Annotated in this window: 17 protein-coding genes; all 17 read left to right on the top strand. The window is 55.9% G+C overall.

Features of this window, described 5'->3' with window-relative positions; genetic code table 11:
* Positions 1-18 precede the first annotated feature (18 nt).
* The 17 genes from IPN28_06445 (at position 19) to IPN28_06365 (ending at position 17824) form a co-directional block, all read left to right on the top strand.
* On the top strand, positions 19-1128 hold the full coding sequence (locus tag IPN28_06445) for a quinone-dependent dihydroorotate dehydrogenase (protein QQS58450.1): 1110 nt from the start codon (positions 19-21) through the stop codon (positions 1126-1128).
* Complete coding sequence (locus IPN28_06440; GenBank protein QQS58449.1) at positions 1125-2462, top strand: EAL domain-containing protein; 1338 nt, start codon at positions 1125-1127, stop codon at positions 2460-2462. Before IPN28_06445 ends, IPN28_06440 begins: the two co-directional genes overlap by 4 nt.
* A gap of 95 nt (positions 2463-2557) precedes the next feature.
* Complete coding sequence (locus tag IPN28_06435; protein QQS58448.1) at positions 2558-4444, top strand: ABC transporter substrate-binding protein; 1887 nt, start codon at positions 2558-2560, stop codon at positions 4442-4444.
* Between the two features lie 10 nt (positions 4445-4454).
* Positions 4455-5282, top strand: coding sequence for a 3-deoxy-manno-octulosonate cytidylyltransferase (locus IPN28_06430; protein ID QQS58447.1), 828 nt, complete (start codon positions 4455-4457; stop codon positions 5280-5282).
* Positions 5270-5893, top strand: coding sequence for a histidine phosphatase family protein (locus IPN28_06425; protein ID QQS58552.1), 624 nt, complete (start codon positions 5270-5272; stop codon positions 5891-5893). The genes IPN28_06430 and IPN28_06425 overlap by 13 nt, the downstream gene beginning before the upstream one ends.
* Before the next feature lie 155 nt (positions 5894-6048).
* The gene (locus tag IPN28_06420; GenBank protein ID QQS58446.1) at positions 6049-6777 is read left to right on the top strand and encodes a hypothetical protein; all 729 of its coding nucleotides are present in this window, start codon (positions 6049-6051) and stop codon (positions 6775-6777) included.
* Between the two features lie 90 nt (positions 6778-6867).
* Positions 6868-7974, top strand: coding sequence for a microcin C ABC transporter permease YejB (locus tag IPN28_06415; GenBank protein ID QQS58445.1), 1107 nt, complete (start codon positions 6868-6870; stop codon positions 7972-7974).
* Positions 7975-8898 (top strand): EamA family transporter, encoded by a 924-nt coding sequence (locus IPN28_06410; GenBank protein QQS58444.1) that lies wholly within the window; start codon positions 7975-7977, stop codon positions 8896-8898.
* Positions 8895-9932: an ABC transporter permease gene (locus IPN28_06405; protein ID QQS58443.1), complete on the top strand. Its 1038-nt coding sequence runs from the start codon at positions 8895-8897 to the stop codon at positions 9930-9932. Before IPN28_06410 ends, IPN28_06405 begins: the two co-directional genes overlap by 4 nt.
* A 9-nt stretch (positions 9933-9941) precedes the next feature.
* Positions 9942-11135, top strand: coding sequence for an amidohydrolase (locus IPN28_06400; GenBank protein ID QQS58442.1), 1194 nt, complete (start codon positions 9942-9944; stop codon positions 11133-11135).
* A 336-nt stretch (positions 11136-11471) separates the two neighbouring features.
* Positions 11472-12542, top strand: a complete 1071-nt coding sequence (locus IPN28_06395; GenBank protein ID QQS58441.1) for a hypothetical protein — start codon at positions 11472-11474, stop codon at positions 12540-12542.
* Entirely contained in the window at positions 12506-13504 is a 999-nt protein-coding gene (gene argC / locus IPN28_06390) for an N-acetyl-gamma-glutamyl-phosphate reductase (GenBank protein QQS58440.1), read from the top strand. Before IPN28_06395 ends, argC begins: the two co-directional genes overlap by 37 nt.
* A 9-nt stretch (positions 13505-13513) precedes the next feature.
* On the top strand, positions 13514-14692 hold the full coding sequence (locus IPN28_06385) for an RtcB family protein (GenBank protein QQS58439.1): 1179 nt from the start codon (positions 13514-13516) through the stop codon (positions 14690-14692).
* Positions 14693-14710: 18 nt separating this feature from the next.
* Positions 14711-15625 carry a hypothetical protein gene (locus tag IPN28_06380; protein ID QQS58438.1) on the top strand — a complete coding sequence of 305 codons (915 nt, stop codon included), beginning with the start codon at positions 14711-14713 and terminating at the stop codon, positions 15623-15625.
* Positions 15625-16155, top strand: coding sequence for a hypothetical protein (locus tag IPN28_06375; protein ID QQS58437.1), 531 nt, complete (start codon positions 15625-15627; stop codon positions 16153-16155). Before IPN28_06380 ends, IPN28_06375 begins: the two co-directional genes overlap by 1 nt.
* Positions 16155-16625: a hypothetical protein gene (locus IPN28_06370; GenBank protein ID QQS58436.1), complete on the top strand. Its 471-nt coding sequence runs from the start codon at positions 16155-16157 to the stop codon at positions 16623-16625. The genes IPN28_06375 and IPN28_06370 overlap by 1 nt, the downstream gene beginning before the upstream one ends.
* A complete protein-coding gene (locus IPN28_06365) occupies positions 16622-17824 on the top strand; it encodes an aspartate aminotransferase family protein (protein QQS58435.1) in 1203 nt (400 codons plus the stop codon). Before IPN28_06370 ends, IPN28_06365 begins: the two co-directional genes overlap by 4 nt.
* Positions 17825-17826: the final 2 nt, after the last annotated feature.

The following is a 17826-nucleotide window of genomic DNA, read 5'->3' as shown; positions in this document are numbered from 1 at the left end:
ATTGCGTAGCCTTTTTTTATGCTAGGTCTTTACCGACTTGCCCGCCCGGTTCTTTTCAAGCTGGAACCCGAAAAAGCCCACCGAATGACCCTCAAGTTCATGAAATCAGGGTTCATGCCGGTGCCGCCGCGAATACAGGCCGCAGAGCTTGAGCAGACGATTTGGGATCTGAAGTTCCCAAACCCTGTCGGTTTGGCGGCAGGGTTCGACAAGAACGGCGAAGTTATCCGCCCGGTTCTGGAGATGGGATTCGGTTTCATGGAGGCGGGAACCGTGACCCCTTTGCGGCAGGCGGGCAATCCCCTGCCCCGCGTGTTCCGCGATCCGGGCAGCGAATCCATTATCAACCGGATGGGTTTTCCCGGAGAGGGGATGGCGGTTTTCGCCGAGAATTTCGAACGCTTTAAAAGCGAAGACATACCGCCGCCGGGAATCGTGGGCGTGAATATCGGCATGAATAAAGATCAGAAGGAGCCGGCGGAGGATTATAACGCCCTGATCCGCACTTTTGCGCCGAAGGCGGATTACCTGACGGTCAATATTTCCTCGCCCAACACGCCGGGGCTGCGGAATTTGCAGGAGCAGGAGCCCTTGCGGGCTTTACTCAAAAGTCTGATGGAGACTCTGATTGGGGCAACGGGTGAGCTTGCGCCGCCGCCCCTGCTGGTCAAGCTTTCACCCGATATTCCCGAAGATCAGCAGAAGCCTATTGCCGATGTTCTTCTTGAGTCGGGCGTGAGCGGCATCGTCCTGACGAATACGACGATCACACGTCCTGACGCCCTGCCCAAATCCTTTGCGTCCCAATCGGGGGGACTGAGCGGCAAGTTGCTGCGGCCTCTGGCTACTCAGGCCATCCGCAATTTTTATCGCCTGACTGATGGGCGGTTGCCGATCGTCGGGGTCGGCGGCGTGTTCAGCGGCAAGGATGCCTACGAGAAAATCCGGGCGGGCGCCTCGCTGGTGCAGCTTTACACGGGTCTTGTTTACCGCGGGCCGGAGATCGCCTCCTCCATTTGCCGGGAACTGCTCGGGCTGCTCTCGCGTGACGGGTTCAGCCATATCAGTGAGGCCGTCGGGGCGGATCACCGCGACGGGCACACGAATGGCGCGGAGCAAGCGGCATGATGACTGAAGATGGCCGGGTGAGGCAGACTCCCAAAACCAGCAAGACCGAAGGCTTTATGCGTGTCGTTGCGGCTTCGATGTTCCTGATCTGCTGCGTCATGGTCGCTTTCCTGTCCTCCGTTTCCCTTGAACTGGCGCTTTTTGTCGCCTCGGTCATCCTCGTCGGGTGCTTCTTCAACATGACCTCCGACCGCCGGGACGAGATCGGCATGGAGTTTCTGGAAACCGTGCAGCATCTGTACCGCCGCATGAACGCGATGGAAAAAATTGTCATAAAAAATGAATCTGATATACTGGGGCTTCGTGAAACGCTTGAAGAACAGAGCCTTGCGGTCGGGCGGCATACGCCGAACCGCGGGGATGTTCTGGAGATGAAGGAGCAGATGGCTGACGAAGATTCCGGCAAGGGTATGGAGCGCATTGTGCCCGCCTTCCTGAAACCCCGAAAAGGCTTACCGCCGCATTCCAACGATTCGAGTGCGCCGAAGCCCGTTTCAGGCGAAGTCCTGCGTGCCACGCGCACCGCGCAGATCGTGGCGAATGAGGATATCTACGCCAATACCGAGGCGCTGACCGACATGGCGGTGCGCGAGTTGCTGCACCACGCCGTCAAAAACAAGCAGATCGACATCTTCCTGCAGCCGATTGTCCGCCTGCCGCAGCGCCATGCCAATTTCTATGAACTTTTTGCGCGCATCCGCGCCAAGGCGGGGCTTTACCTTCCCGCCCAACGCTACATGGAGCTTGCGGTCGAGGAACGGCTGATGGAGTCCATCGACAATATCCTGCTGCTGGAGTGCCTCAAGGCGCTGCTGCTGAATTTCGACACCGAGCGGGTTTCAACTTATTTCATTAACATCAAGCCTTCGACCCTGCGGAATGCTGATTTCATGGACGATCTTTTGAAGTTCATCGCGCAGAACAAGAAAATGGCCCCTTCGCTCGTCTTCGAGATGAAGCAGGCGGATTTCGAATCGCTGTCCAGCGGGGAGCGGCTGATTCTCGATGGTATGACCAAGCTGGGCTGCCGATTCTCGCTGGACCATGTCACCATATTGCCTGATGATATCCTGTCGCTTTACCAGCGTAACGTGCGGTTCCTGAAAATTCCCGCCCAGCGATTCCTCGGAAAAGAAGAAGGATATGCCGATTTCGCGCAGATGATCCGCAAGAAGCGGCGTCTGGAGGTCAACGGGGTTGAGGTGATCATCGACCGGGTGGAGCACGAGCCGGAACTGCTTGAGCTTCTGGATTACGAAGTCAATTACGGGCAAGGGTTCCTGTTCGGGCGGCCCGACCTTGAAGGCGTCTATAAATTCCGCAAGAGCGCCTGATATCGTTTCCTGCCTTATAAAACGGGCGTGACTTTACCGCCGGGGGCGCTAGAATACCTGCGTATCATTTCCGAACAAGACGCAAGGTTCTCCTTATGCTCCGATTTAAATCCCTTCTTGTTTTCTGCCTCTTTTCGTTTACAGGTTTCATTTCATCGGGCGCTTTTTCTGAGGAGCCTGCGGCCAGCGCCGAACCCAAGGGGCCGCAATATGCCGTCGCGCTGCACGGGTCGCCGAAATATCCGGCGGATTTCAAGCATCTGGATTACGTGAACCCCGATGCTCCGAAGGGCGGGACGTTGCGGGCGGGTGTCATCGGTATGTTTGACTCCTTGAATCCTTTTGTCGTGAAGGGCAATCCCGCTGCGGGTCTTTTGCAGACCCGAAGCTATCTTGTTTACGAAAGTCTTATGCAAAACTCTCTTGATGAACCTTTCAGCCTGTATGGCGTACTTGCCAAATCGATTGAGATTGCGCCGGACCGCTCGTGGGTGCGTTTCGAACTTCGCGAGGAAGCCAAATGGAACGACGGGGTTCCGATCTCTGCCGAAGATGTGGTGTGGACGTTCGAAACACTGACTACCAAAGGACAGCCGTTCTTTCAGGCCTACTGGCATGATATTGAAAAAGCCACCGCCGATGGACCCAAAACCGTCACTTTTCATTTCAAAGTCAAGGGCAATATGGAATTGCCGCTGATCATTGCCGAGATGACAGTTCTTCCCAAACATTATTGGACGGCGGATGAACGAAACTTTGAGGATTCCTCTTCACTTGTACCCCCTCTGACCAGCGGGCCTTATAAATTCGGCAAGATTGATGCTCCTCGGACGATTGAATATGTCCACAATGAAAACTGGTGGGGGAAAGATCAGCCCTTTTTCAAGGGCATGAATAATTTCGACAGCATCGTGTTCGAATATTATCTGGATGAAAAGGTTGCCCATGAAGCCTTTCTTTCTGGCAACTACGATTACAAAGACGAAAGTTCTCAGTTTCAGTGGAAGACTGCTTATGACGTTCCTGCTGTAAAACAGGGAAAAATCGTCAAGGAGGAAATCGACCACCGTCGGCCAGCCGGAATGCAGGGCTTTGTCTTTAATTTGCGCCGTCCAATATTTCAGGACATTAAGGTGCGTGAAGCCCTGAATTATGCGTTTGATTTCGAATGGTCGAACAAGCAGGTTGCCTTCGATGCGTATACACGCACGAACAGCTATTTTGACAATTCCGAGCTTGCCTCTTCAGGCCTACCCTCCACAGAAGAATTGAAAATCCTTGAACCTTTTCGAGGGAAAATTCCCGATGCTGTCTTCACCACCGAATATCAATCCCCCGTGACGGATGGCACCGGGAATAATCGAGCTAACCTGAAAAAGGCCGCCGATATGCTGGAGGCAGCAGGATACAAGATTGGCAAAGATAAAATCCGTGCAAAGGAAACCGAAAACGGCCCCGTTAAACTAGCCTTTGAAATCTTGTATTTCAGTTCACAGTTTGAACGCTGGTTTCAGCCTTTCGTCAAGAACCTTGAGCGCATCGGCGTCAAGGCCACTCTGCGGCTCGTGGATGCCTCCCAATATCAAAACCGGGTCAATGCCTTCGATTACGATATGATCTTACACACCTTCGGACAGTCCGAATCCCCTGGTAACGAGCAACGCGATTATTGGGGATCGCAGAAGGCCGATATAGAGGGTTCACAAAATGTTATTGGGGTGAAAGATGCAGTTATTGACACTCTTGTCGAGCAACTCATTCAGGCCAAATCCCGCGAGGATTTAGTGACGAAGACTCGGGCGCTCGACCGTATCCTGCTCTGGAATCATTTTGTTATTCCGAACTGGCATTACAACAAGTTCCGTCTGGCCTACTGGTCGAAGCTCAAACGGCCGCAAAATCTCTCGGGGATTAGCCCGCTGGTTGTGCAAAGCTGGTGGATCGACCCGGCCTCGCAAACCGCGCCTGCTTCCAAAAAATAAAGGAAACCCCATGCCCGTGCCGCGCCTTGCGATTGCCATTCCCGCCCGCTACGGGTCGAGCCGCTTTCCCGGCAAGCCACTGGCGGAGATTGCTGGGCGGTCCATGCTTTCGCGGGTCGTCGATCTGGCACGGCGGGCGGTCGTGCTGTCCGGCGCGGCGGACGTGGCCGTGTTCGTCGCCACTGAAGACAAGCGGATCGCCGCCCATGCCGAGGAGATCGGCGTTCCCTGCATTATGACGCCGGACACCTGCGCGACGGGGTCGGACCGGGTTCTGGCGGCGCTGCGGCAGCTCGACCACTGGCCGGATTTCATCATCAACCTGCAGGGGGATGTGCCCTTCACGCCACCCTCCGTGCTGCGGAAGATGTTCGAAACCTTTCTTTCCAAACCCAAATACGAGGTGATTACGCCCGTGCAGGTTCTGAGCTGGGCGGACCTTGAGCGTCTGCGCAAAAACAAAAAGAAGACGCCGTTCAGCGGCACGACGGTGACGGTGGATTCACGGGGCCGTGCGTTGTGGTTTTCGAAGACGATCCTCCCGGCGATCCGCGATGAGGAGAACCTCCGCGCTGCTGGACCGCTCTCGCCCGTGCGGCAGCATCTGGGGCTTTACGGTTTCCGCGCCGATATCCTTGAAAAATTCTGCTCCTTGCCGCTGGGCGTCTATGAACAGCTTGAGGGGCTGGAGCAACTGCGGATGCTTGAAAACGGGATCGCCGTGCAAACCGTTGAAATCAACCTGCCCGAGGGTACGCTGCAGGCGGGGATTGATACGCAAGAAGACCTTAAACGCGCCGCGCAGTTTTTGAAGACGCACGGCGAATCGCTGCTATGAAGACCCTCGTTATCGCCCGGCACGGGAACACGTTCGGGCCGCAAGACACGCCGACGCGGGTCGGGGCGCGGACCGATCTGAAGCTTGTCGAAAAAGGGCGCGAACAGGCGCGGGCGCTCGGGGAGTATTTGCGTGAACATGACCTGATTCCCGACCTTGCCTATGCCTCGCCCCTGCTCCGCCAACGGGAAACGGCGCAGATTGCGCTTGAGGCCTGCGGATGTGCGGTTGCCGTTCAGAGCCTTGAGATGCTGCGGGAGATCGATTACGGGCCGGATGAGAATCAACCGGAGGAGACCGTGATCGCCCGAGTCGGGGCGGAGGCTCTGCGGCGGTGGGATGAGGAGGCCGTGGTTCCCCCCGGCTGGCGGGCGGATCCGGCGACGATCATCAAGGGCTGGCTTTCCCTCGCACAAGATATTGAAAAATCACGAGAAAATGTTTTTTTTGCCGTTACGTCCAACGGAATTGCCCGTTTCGCCCCGCATATCACCGGGGATTTCGAAGGGTTCCAATCCCGTCATCCCCTCAAGCTGCGGACAGGGGCGCTCGGCTTGCTAACGTTTGGCGGGCGAAAATGGGCCGTTTCGGGCTGGGATATCCGCCCATAAATTACGGAAAATATAAAGATTTTTGTATTCTCCCTAAGAAAAAGTTTGTTTCCTCCCTAGAAAAAGAGTATAGTTAGGGAGTATAAGAAAGGTCACTCGATTGGCCTTCATAAAAAAGCGGGAAAAGACTTTAAAATCAGAGGGTTGAACAAGAAATGGTCCCAGAAGAGATATATGCCAAGAGTGCTTCTTCTTCGAAGTTTCAGTACTCGCATCCTCTGAGTCATCTGCCGGTCGATGACGGCGCTTTGCGTGCCCGACTCGCCTACGACCTGATGGCCTTCATGAAGCGGTCGGACTGCCCCTACTTTCTTAATCCCGACTCACTGCACGGGTTCGATCCGCACCAGAGCGACGATGAAGTCGATATCCTGATCGTCGATGGCTTTTATAAAGAAGCCGAAATCATTATCAGGCAGCGTCTGGCCGCTAACCCGAACCATGAAAAATCCCTGTTCCAGCAAGCCTTCATCACGCATTTGCGTGACCAGTACGCGAAGCTTCTGGCCCGCGAGGACAGAGTTCTGATGCAAGACCCAAGAAACGTCAATGCGCTGATTAACAAGGGCTTTGCCTTGGCCAATCTCGGGCGCGAGGAAGAGGCGCTGGCCGTTACCAACGTTGCGCTGGCCTACGATCCTGAAAATATGCTGGCTCTGGGCAACAAGGTCTATATCGCCAAATATCTGGGCAAGGACGAGATTCGCGAACAGACCCTGACGGACGCCTATAACGTGACGGCCCGCCGCCGGATGGCCGAGCTTGAAAAACGTGAGGCCGACATTCTGGAGGAAATGGGTTCCTTCTTCGTTGAAAAAGATATGCCCTCGGCGTTTGACGATTTCAATATGCTGAGCGGCGAAGGATACAAATCTGTCCACTAACAGAAGGCAGATGAAAATGTGCATGACGGGCATGGTACACTCCTAAAATGTGCATAGACTTGAAAACCATAGCCTCCTATGATCGGGGCTATGGTTTTTTATATTCTTAAACGTCTGCTCCTTATGATCCCGACGATTTTCGGGATTTTGCTTGTCAGCTTCGTTATCATACAGTTTGTCCCCGGTGGCCCGGTCGAGAAAATGATCGCGCAGATGCAAGGGCATGACACTTCGGGCACCTCCCGCTTTACGGGCGGTCAGGGCGATGTGTCGGGGAGCGGTGCGGGCGTGAATCCCGGCTCCTCGCAAATGAGCCAATACCGCGGGGCGCAGGGGCTGGACCCGGAATTCATCAAAAGGCTGGAGAAAATGTACGGGTTCGACAAGCCCGCGCATGAGCGGTTTATGCTGATGATCGGAAATTACCTGACCTTCAATCTCGGGGAGAGTTACTATCGGGACGTAGACGTCCTCGGGCTGGTTCTTGAAAAAATGCCGGTGTCCATTTCCCTGGGGCTATGGACCTTTCTTATCATTTATTCCATCTCGATTCCGCTTGGTATCCGCAAGGCGGTGCATGACGGTTCACGGTTCGATGTGTGGACCAGTGCGGTGATTTTCATCGGTTATTCGATTCCCTCCTTCGTCATGGGAATCCTTCTGATCGTTGTGTTCGCGGGCGGACGGTATTTCGACTGGTTCCCGCTGCGCGGGCTGACCTCGGACGGGTGGGAAGACATGACGATGATTGAGGCCACGCTGGATTATCTCTGGCACCTTGTCCTACCGGTTTCGGCGATGGTGATCGGGGGGTTTGCGTCCCTGACCATGCTGACGAAGAACTCCTTTCTTGACGAGATCAGCAAGCAGTATGTCCTCACGGCGCGGGCGAAGGGGCTGGAGCAGCCACAGGTGCTTTACGGCCATGTGTTCCGTAATGCGATGCTGATCGTGATCGCTGGTTTTCCTTCCGCGTTCGTGCATATTTTCTTTACCGGAAACATGATGATCGAGATTATTTTCTCGCTCGACGGTCTGGGGTTACTCGGCTACCAGAGTATCATCAACAGGGATTACCCGGTGGTTCTGGGGACGCTTTACTTTTTTGGGCTGATCAGCCTTGTCATGCATCTGGTGCGCGACCTGGTTTACGTCTGGGTCGATCCGCGCATCGATTTCTCCTCGCGGGCGATGTAAATGAACGAGCGTTCGGCGACGTTCGGCGGGCTTGCGGCGATCCTGCTATGGTCCTCAACGACGCTGATCATGAGTTTTACCGCCAATGTGCCGCCGATCCTTTTTCTGTCGATGGCGAATATCGCCTCCTTTTCCGTGCTTTCGACGCGCTGGATCTCTAAGCGCACAAATCCCCTGCCCTATTTTACTGGTCATCCGAAAATCCTGCTCTGGACCATGTTCGGGCTGGGGTTCCAGTCGCTGTGCCTGACCTATTCCATCCGCATGGTTCCGGTTGTCGAGGCCAATCTCATTAATTACCTCTGGCCGATGCTGACGGTGTTGGCGGTTTCATTTCTGCCCGACCAGAAGCTGCGGCCGGAGTATCTTATCGGGGCGCTGATCGGGTTTGCCGGAGTTGTACTGGTGGTTCAGAAAGACGGAGGCCTCATGATCGACCTTGAAGCGGGGCATTTCGTTGCGTTCACCGGGGCGGCGGCGTGGGCGGTCTATTCGGCGGGAACGCGCCTTATCAAGCAGCATCCCGGCGATTACAATACGGCTGCTTTCCTCTGTAATTCCGTTCTGCTTTTTTGCGCCCATCAGCTTCTGGAAGCGCCGTGGGTCTTTGACTTCAACATTTTTCTTCTGATCGCCCTTCTCGGCACGATGTCCGGGGCCGCGTATCTGCTCTGGGACGGGGCGATGAAGCACGGCCATGCCCAGATCGTTTCCGTCGCCTCCAACTCCATGCCCCTCTTGTCTACGCTTTACCTGATCGGGTTTGGGCAGGCGCCGTTTACCCCCGCCGTGCTTGGTGCAGCGCTGCTGATCCTTTTTGGGACTTTGCTGGCATCGCAGGAAAAACTCCGAGCGGCCTTTACGAAACGAAGACTGAAGATTAAAAAAGAAACTGGCCTATCAGGAGAGTCGGATATCCCATGACCCTTAGCCCCATCACCAAAAGACGGCTGGCGCAGTTCGAGGCGAACGGGCGTGGGTATTGGAGCTTCTGGATTTTTCTGTTTCTTTTTATGGTCTGTGTGTTTGCCGAATTCATCGCCAACGACAAGCCCTTGATCGTGCATACGCAGGGACAGACGTATTTTCCGGTGCTGTTTTCCTATCCCGAAACCGCGTTCGGGGGGGATTTCGAGACCGAGGCGGATTACCGGGATGCCTATGTCAAGGAGCTGATCCTAGGCACCGACGGATCGAAGGGATGGATTCTCTGGCCGCTGATCCCCTACAGCTACGATACGATCAATTATGAGTTGGGATCGCCGCCGCCGACCCCTCCGAGCTTGCAGAATTTTCTGGGCACGGACGATCAGGGGCGCGACGTTCTGGCACGGGTGATCTACGGGTTCCGGCTGTCGGTGGTGTTCGGCCTGATCCTGACGGCGATCAGTTCGGTGATCGGCGTCACCATAGGGGGGATTCAGGGATATTACGGCGGGATGACTGATCTGGTCATGCAACGGGCCATTGAAGTCTGGGCAAGTATGCCCTATCTTTATATCCTGATTATTTTTGCTGCGCTTTTTCCGCCGGGGTTCTGGACGCTGCTTCTGATCCTGCTGCTTTTTAAATGGCTGTCTCTCGTCGATGTGACGCGGGCGGAGTTTCTGCGTGCGCGGAATTTCGATTACGTGCGGGCGGCCGCGGCGCTAGGCGTTTCCGACCGCGTTATCATGTGGCGGCACGTCCTGCCCAACGCGATGGTTGCGGCGCTGACGTTCCTGCCCTTCATTCTCGCGGCCTCGATTACATCACTGACAATGCTTGATTTTTTGGGACTGGGGCTGCCCGCCGGAAGCCCCTCGCTGGGCGAGCTTCTGCTTCAAGGCAAGAACAATCTCTCCGCCCCGTGGCTGGGGTTGACCGCTTTTTCTTCGCTGGCGGTCATGCTGATCCTGCTGAATTTCATCGGCGAGGCGGTGCGGGACGCGTTCGATCCCCGCAAAACGAAGTTGTGAGGGCTGGATATGCCGGTGCGAAACGCGATTCAGGACATGCACGAGGAGTTCACCGCCTATAGGCGAACTTTGCACCAGAACCCGCAGACTGCGTTTGAGGAAGTCTTCATCAGCACGTTTGTCTGCCAGAAGCTCAGCGAATGGGGTATCACGTTCGAGAGCGGCCTGGGCGGCACAGGCGTTGTGGCCACACTTAAGGGGCGCAAAACAGGTTCCGGAAAATCTATCGGGTTGCGGGCCGACATGGATGCGCTGGATATCCCTGAGGAAGGCGTCAAGGAATGGACTTCACGGATTCCCGGCAAGATGCACGGGTGCGGGCATGACGGGCATACGGTCATGCTGCTGGGGGCCGCGAAGTACCTGAGCCAGAATCCCAATTTCGACGGCACCGTCCACCTCATCTTCCAGCCCGCCGAGGAAACCGGAAAGGGTGCGAAGGCGATGATGGCGGACGGGCTGTTCGAGAAATATCCGTGCGATGCCGTCTACGGGCTCCATAACTGGCCGTATACGCCGCTCGGGCAGGTCGAAGTCAATCTGCGCGCCGCCATGGCGAATGTCGATAATTTCGATATCACGATCACCGGATGCGGGGGCCATGCCTCCAAGCCGCATACGACCGTCGATCCCATCGTGGTGGCCGCCGACATCATCTCGACGCTGCAGACCATCGTCAGCCGGGGGACCGACCCGTTCGAGCCTGCGGTGGTCAGCGTCACCAACATCAAGGGCGGGACCGGGGCTTATAACGTCACGCCCTCAAGCGTTCATTTCAGCGGCACGGTGCGGACCTATTGCGATACCCTACGCGGGACGATCCGGCAGCGGATCATGGAACTGGCGGGCGGGATCGCGGGCGGGTTCGGGGCGAGCGCCGCGTGCCGCTATCATTTCGGGATCGACGCCACGATCAACTATCCAAGACAGGCGGCGTTCTGCGCCACCGTGGCCGCCGCTGTTGTGGGCGATAAGAACGTCAACACCGAGGCCCAGCCTTCCATGGGCGGGGAGGATTTCGGGGCGATGCTGAAGGGCCGCCCCGGCGCCTATATCAAGATGGGACAGGCCGATCCGAACGACCCCGCGCACGGGAGCAGCCATGGCCTGCATAGTCCCTTGTACGATTTCAATGACGATCTGATCCCGCTGGGCGTGGAATATTGGGTGAAGCTGGTGGAGATGGCTTTACCTCTGAAATAAGGCCTTTATTTTAATAATTCATTGACAAGCCTTTGCCTTATATGTTTCTCATAGTCCCATGAACACGATGAATAGACCATCGCTGCCCCGACGACGACCGCGCTAAGCGCCTGCGGGGGCGCAGCCCCGCGTCTGTTTTCCGGATTTTCCCCCTTTTGACAAAAAAACCGCCTGAACCGGACGGGAATTTAGAATTTTTCCAACGATAACCGATTGCAGCGTCCCGCTTTTTTGGGCATGGTTATGGCTCTGCTTGAGCCGGGGCAAGAATTTGGAAACAAAGGATAATTACGGACTATACCACCGCTTAACACGACGAATGTGAAAGACACTGGAATGAAGAAAGTTGCGATTGATAAAATCTGCTCGGTGACAAAAAACCTCGGACTCAAACATATCGAGACGGTTCTCGATAAGCCCAAGGTGCAACTGCCCTGCACGATGGGGACGGTTCTGGCCGCCGAGGTGCTGGAGGATAAATCGATTTACAACGAAATCGAGTTGCCAACAGGGCGGATGTCCAAGATCAAGAAGGGCGATATTATCGCAGTTGCTCTGGGTGAGCGGATGGCGCTGAAGGGTTTCGTCGGGCGGCTGCCCACTTCGCTGCGGCCCGGAGATGTTATTCACCTTCTGAACTTCGGCGGCGTGGCCGGAGAGTGCCTGAGTGCGAACGTGAAGGAAGTCGGCGATCCGCTGCGTATTCGTGTTCTCGGCGCTATCGTTCGCAAGGGCGAGATTTTGAATATCGGGCAGAAGGCGCTGTTCGCGCCGAAGAAAAAGATGAAGAGCGATATTCCCCTCATCATCACCACGGGAACCAGCATGGACAGCGGCAAAACGACCGTGGCGATTGAGGTCATCAAGACCCTGACCCGCATGGGCATGAAGCTTGCGGGCGCTAAGCTGACGGGCGTGGCGGCGATGCGGGATATCTTCAAGATGCAGGATTACGGCGTTTATAACTCCGTCTCCTTCGTCGATGCGGGGATTTCCTCCACCGCCAACATCCCCGATGAGGATATCAAAGATGTCGTCCGGGGGGCGCTGGACTATCTCAGCGAAGACGAACCCGACGCGATTATGATCGAATTCGGCGACGGGCTGATGGGCCGCTACGGGGTCAATGCCGTTTTGCATATGAAAGAAATTCAGGAGAATGTGCGGCTGCATATCGGCTGCGCGAGCGATCCCGTAGGGGCCATCGGCCTGGCGCGAGAATGCAAGCGGATCGGGATTCCGATTGACGTCATCAGCGGCCCCGTGACCGACAACCATGTCGGAAAAACGATCGTGAAAGAAGAATTGGGCGTTCTGGTTTACAACGCCTTTAACCCGACCAGTGACTGGATAGATTTGGTGATATCAAGATGGCTCAGAGACTCAAAGCTTCCATTATCGGCGTAACCGGCTATACAGGCCTCGAAATTCTGCGGATGCTGATCGCGCACCCGCAGGTGGAGATCGCGTACCTCACGTCGCGGCAAAATCCCGACACACCCCTCGGTGATCTGTACCCGCATCTTTCGCACCTTAAGCTCAAGGTCACGGATACGGACCCTGAGACGGTGGCGAAGGGCAGCGATGTGGTGTTCCTCGCCCTGCCCCACAAGACGGCGCAGGATACGGTGGCGGCGTTGCACGGCCAGACGAAGATCATCGATATGTCGGCGGATTTCCGGCTGGACGATGTTGCGACGTACGAGAAATATTACGCCACGCCGCATAATTATCCTGCGCTTTTGAAAGAAGCTGTCTACGGCGCGCCGGAGTTTTACAAGGACCAGATCAAAAAGGCGCAGATCGTCGCCAATCCGGGGTGCTTTGCGCTGCTGGCGCAGTTGATGCTTTACCCTTATGCGGGGCTGATCGAGAGCGTCGATATCATGGCCGTGACGGGGTCCAGCGGGTCTGGCAAGTCGCCCTCCGAGGGGACGCATCACCCGGTGCGGAACCACAACATGAAAAGTTATAACATCAATATCCACCGGCATATCCCCGAGATACTCCGCACGGCGAAGATCGACACGAAGCAACTCAATTTTGTGCCGACGTCGGGGCCGTTCACGCGGGGGATTTTCGCGACCGCCTTTATCCGCACGGCTTCCATGCCGACCAAATGCTCGACGGAGATTTACAAGGACGCGCCGTTCGTGCGGATCTGCAAGGAGGTTTCGATGGCGAATATCGTCGGGTCCAATTTCTGCGACATCGCCTATACGATGGTTGATGAGAATATTTTCATCGCACAGGGGGCATTGGATAACCTTGTGAAGGGCGCGGCGGGCTGCGCGGTGCAGAACATGAATCTGATGTTCGGGCTGGAGGAGACTCTGGGCCTCGATATTCTCACGCCGGTTTACCCGTAGGAGGTCAACATGGATTTAAAAGTCATCGGTCAACACGACGACAAAACCATCGAGCAAATGAAAAACTGCGTCAATTTCGGCGGGGTGAAGGGCGTGCTGTGCGCGGACGGGCATCTGGGCTACGCGCAGCCCGTGGGCGGCGTCGTGGCGTACCGGGACGCGGTTTCGATTTCCGGCGTCGGGTTCGATATCGCCTGCGGCAATATGGCGGTGAAGCTTCCGGTCAAACATTCCGAGATCGAACACCGGCTGGATGAGATCGGGCTGGCGATTGCGAAGACGATTTCCTTTGGCGTCGGACGCTCGAATAAAACCTCCGTTGAGGCGGAGTGTCTTGACGAGGACGATGCGTGGGCGATCGACGTCGTCGGCGATTTGCGCGATATGGCGGCGGCGCAGCTCGGAACGGTCGGATCGGGCAACCATTATGTCGATGTTTTCAAGGACGAGCAGGATTTTATCTGGATCGGGGTGCATTTTGGTTCCCGCGGGCTGGGGCATAAATCCACGACGCATTTCCTGAAGGCGGCGGGCGGGAAAGACGGGATGCTGGTCGATCCGTGCGTCGTCGATCTCAAATCCGATCTGGGGCAGCAATACCTGAAGGCTATGCGTCTGGGCGGGCGTTATGCTTACGCCGGACGCGAGTGGGTGTGCGATGAGGTTTCTCGGATCATCCAAGGATCGACAGAGCGGCTTGTGGAAGTTCATAACCACCATAATTTTGCGTTCGAGGAAGAGCATGACGGCGAGAAACTTTTCGTTGTCCGCAAGGGTTCGACGCCTGCGTTTCCGGGGCAGAAATGCTTCGTCGGCGGGTCGATGGGCGATATTTCCGTGATCCTTGAAGGGCGGGACACGCCGGAGGCGAAGGAGAATCTGTATTCCACCATTCACGGCGCGGGGCGCGTGATGTCCCGGACGGAGGCTGCCGGAAAAAGCCGCTGGGCGAAGGGAAAGAAGGTTAAAATCTCCGAAGGAAAGATCAACGAGGCCGAGATGCGGAAAAAGGTCGCGGCGCAGGGCGTGCGGCTTTACGGCGCGGGCGCGGACGAGTCGCCGGATGTTTACCGCAAGCTTGACGATGTTCTGTCCTATCATGCGGACAGCGTGAGCGTTCTCCACCGTTTGACTCCCCTCATCGTGGCGATGGCGGGGGCGGATGAATTCGACCCCTACAAGGATTAAAAACAAGGACTGAAAAAGATGGCCAAAAAGAAACCCAAGCCCCTGCCCGACCTGTTCATCAACGCGTTCTACGAGAGCAAGTTCCGCGACAATCTGTTCATCGTGAAGGCGAGTGGGCAAATCATCGAAAACCCGGATGCTTTGGATAATCTGCTGGCGAATATCCGCTCTTTGACGGTGCATGGGGTGAAGGTCATCCTGATCTACGGGCATGGCGGTCTGGTGGACCGGGCGGTCGAGGCGCGGGGGATCGGCGTCAAACGCAAGGACGGGCGGCGCGTGACGGATGCCGCCACTATGGGCCTGCTGCGCGAAGTCGTGGGGGGCGATCTGTCGTTACGCGTCTATCAGGGGATGCACAAGAACAACCTCGAAGGGCTGGCGCTCAATGCCGTGCCTTCGGACTGGATGCGCGTGGAGCTGCGCCCGAAGAAGCCGATTGATTACGGGTTCGTGGGGGATATCAAGGATGTTTTCAAGCGCCCGATCAACCGCCTGCTGCGCGTCACCAACTTCATCGCCTGCCCCTGCCTGACCATGAGCCGGGAGGGGCATCTGGTGAATATCAACGCGGACTCGGTGTCCACGGAACTGGCCATCGGCACGGGCGCGCACAAGCTGATTTTCCTGAGCGATGTCGACGGCGTGATGGTCAACGGGAAAACCGCCTTCATGATTACCTCGAAGCAGATTTCGCAATACATCAAGGACGGCACGGCGACGGGCGGCATGAAGGTGAAGCTGGAGAACTGCCTGCGGGCTCTGGAGGGCGGCGTGAAGCGCATCCACCTGATTAACGGCCTGCGCGAGGATGCGTTGTACAAGGAGATTTACGAGTCGGTCAGCCCCGGCACCATGGTGCTGCCCGAGGAGGAGCGGCAGAACTACCTCAACGAAGTCGAGGTGCAGAAACTAATCGAGGCGCGGAAGTAGTGTGGCAGTTTCTGGACATCCGGGTCGGGCGGTATAACAGGATCGAATTCCTGATCGCGTATTTTGTCTTTTACTTTTTTATTTTTGTACCGCTGTTTATCCTGCTGATGCCCGTCATTATCCATATCCCGCATGAAATCGCGCAATTTCTTTATATGCCTATGGCGGTTGCGGTTTCGCTTTATATCGGCCTGCTGATCGAGGTTCGGAGGCTGCGGGATATCGGCACGCATACGTTTCCCGCGGTAATCGGGCTGCTCAGCCGGCTTTATGTCTGGGCGCTGTCCTTCTCGGCGGAGGCGCTGGAGTCCGGCCAGAACACCGATTTCTGGAGGAGCATTTTTGCCTTCCTGCTCTCGAACAATCCGCTGAACAGTTTGCTGTGGCTGGTGATTGCCGGGTATTATCTGGTTCTGATTTTCAAGAAGGGGACTGCGGCTGGCGCTCCGGCGGACGGGGCGGATGAGGCTGGCGCCCCCGCGCCCAGCAAGGCTTCCGCAGAAATCCAAGAGTTCAAGGGGAGAGGGTGATGTGGGCGCTGCTGGACATACGGCAAGGGCGGGCGAATAGAGAGCAATTTCTCATCGCAGTTATGGTTTATGTTCCCCTCATTTTAGTGGTAAGTAATCAGAAAAATCTTTACTTATTCTGGATCGTTTTGCTTGTAGGGTCTTATGTCTTTCTCGTCTTTCTTTATAAAAGAGTCAGGGATTTTGGGGGAAGTATAAAATCTGTTTCTATATCACTTTTTCTGTGTTTGTTTCTTTTACTCTTTCCTTTGCAGTTCGGTCTTAAATCTACTGACTCTTCCCTTTATGCAAGATTTTTTGGCTTTTTGTATGTGTTGTTCTTTTTAGGGATAGTATCAATCTCAAAACTTTTTATCTTTTTAGTTAACAGCGAGAGTCGATCAGCAGCGAATGAACAGGCTCATAATACTCAAGTAAAAAAAACAAGGTCCAAATTTTCTGATTATGAACATACCGGAGATTCATCATGACACACCCCACCGCCCAAGAGATTATCGACAGAACCAAGGCCGTGCTGGTCAGCACCTATGACGCGCAGCCGGTGGCGATGGACCACGGACAAGGCTGCTACGCCTATGACACGGACGGGAAGAAGTATCTGGACTTCGCGGCGGGGATCGCTGTGGCATCGCTCGGTCATGCGAATCCGGCGATTTTGAAAACGATCAAGAGGCAGGCGGGGCGGCTGATGGCCTGTCAGTCCTCCTACGCCACGCCGGAGAAGATGGAGGCCGCCGAGTTGCTGGTCAAACATTCCTGCTTCGACCAGATCTATTTTTCCAACAGCGGGACGGAGAGCGTGGAGGCGGCCCTCAAATGCGCGCGGAAATGGGCGTACGATACCAAGGGGCCGCACTGCAACGAGATCATCGCGTTCCGCAACAGCTTCCACGGGCGGACCTACGGTTCGGCCAGCGTGACGGAAAAGCGGATGAGCCAGCCCTATTTCGGGCCTTATATCGAAGGCGTGCATTTCGCGAAATTCAACGATCTGGAGTCCGTCAAGGCTCTGATCTCCGATAAAACGGCGGCAATCATCGTCGAGCCCGTGCAGGGCGAAGGCGGTCTGGCGGTGGCTGAACTTCCCTTTCTCAAGGGTTTGCGGACGCTGTGCGACGAGAACAATATCTGCCTGATCTTCGATGAGGTTCAGGCGGGGTTCGGGCGGCTGGGCACATTCAACGCCTATGAAAGCTTTAAAGTCGAGCCGGATATCGCGGCGTGGGCGAAAGGGATGGGCGGGGGCTTCCCTGTGGGCGCGATGGCGGCCAAGCGCAAGTTCGGCTCGGCGATCGTCGTGGGCACACATGGCACGACTTACGGCGGTAATCCGCTGGCCTGCGCCGTTGCCGCTACGGTCATCAAGCAGATGCTCAAGCGCGGGTTCCTGTCCAACGTCAAAAAGGTTTCCGGTGTGCTGTTCGAGGGGTTGAAGCAGCTCCAGCGCGAGTCGAACAAGATCACCGATATCAAGGGCAAAGGCCTGATGATCGGGGTGGATACGAACACCAAATGCACAGATTTGCTCAAAGCGCTGCAGAAAAACGGGCTAATGGCCACCAAGGCGGGCGAGAATACCCTGCGCCTGACCCCTCCTCTCATTCTGAAAGAGGAGCAGGCTCACGAGGCGCTTGCGATTATTGGCAAGACACTCAAGGAGATGGATTAGTT

Source organism: Alphaproteobacteria bacterium (assembly GCA_016699735.1).
In the GTDB taxonomy this organism is placed as follows: domain Bacteria; phylum Pseudomonadota; class Alphaproteobacteria; order Micavibrionales; family Micavibrionaceae; genus JAGNKE01.
The sequence above is the reverse complement of the archived record's forward strand: the minus strand, read 5'-3'. Positions and strand labels throughout refer to the sequence as shown.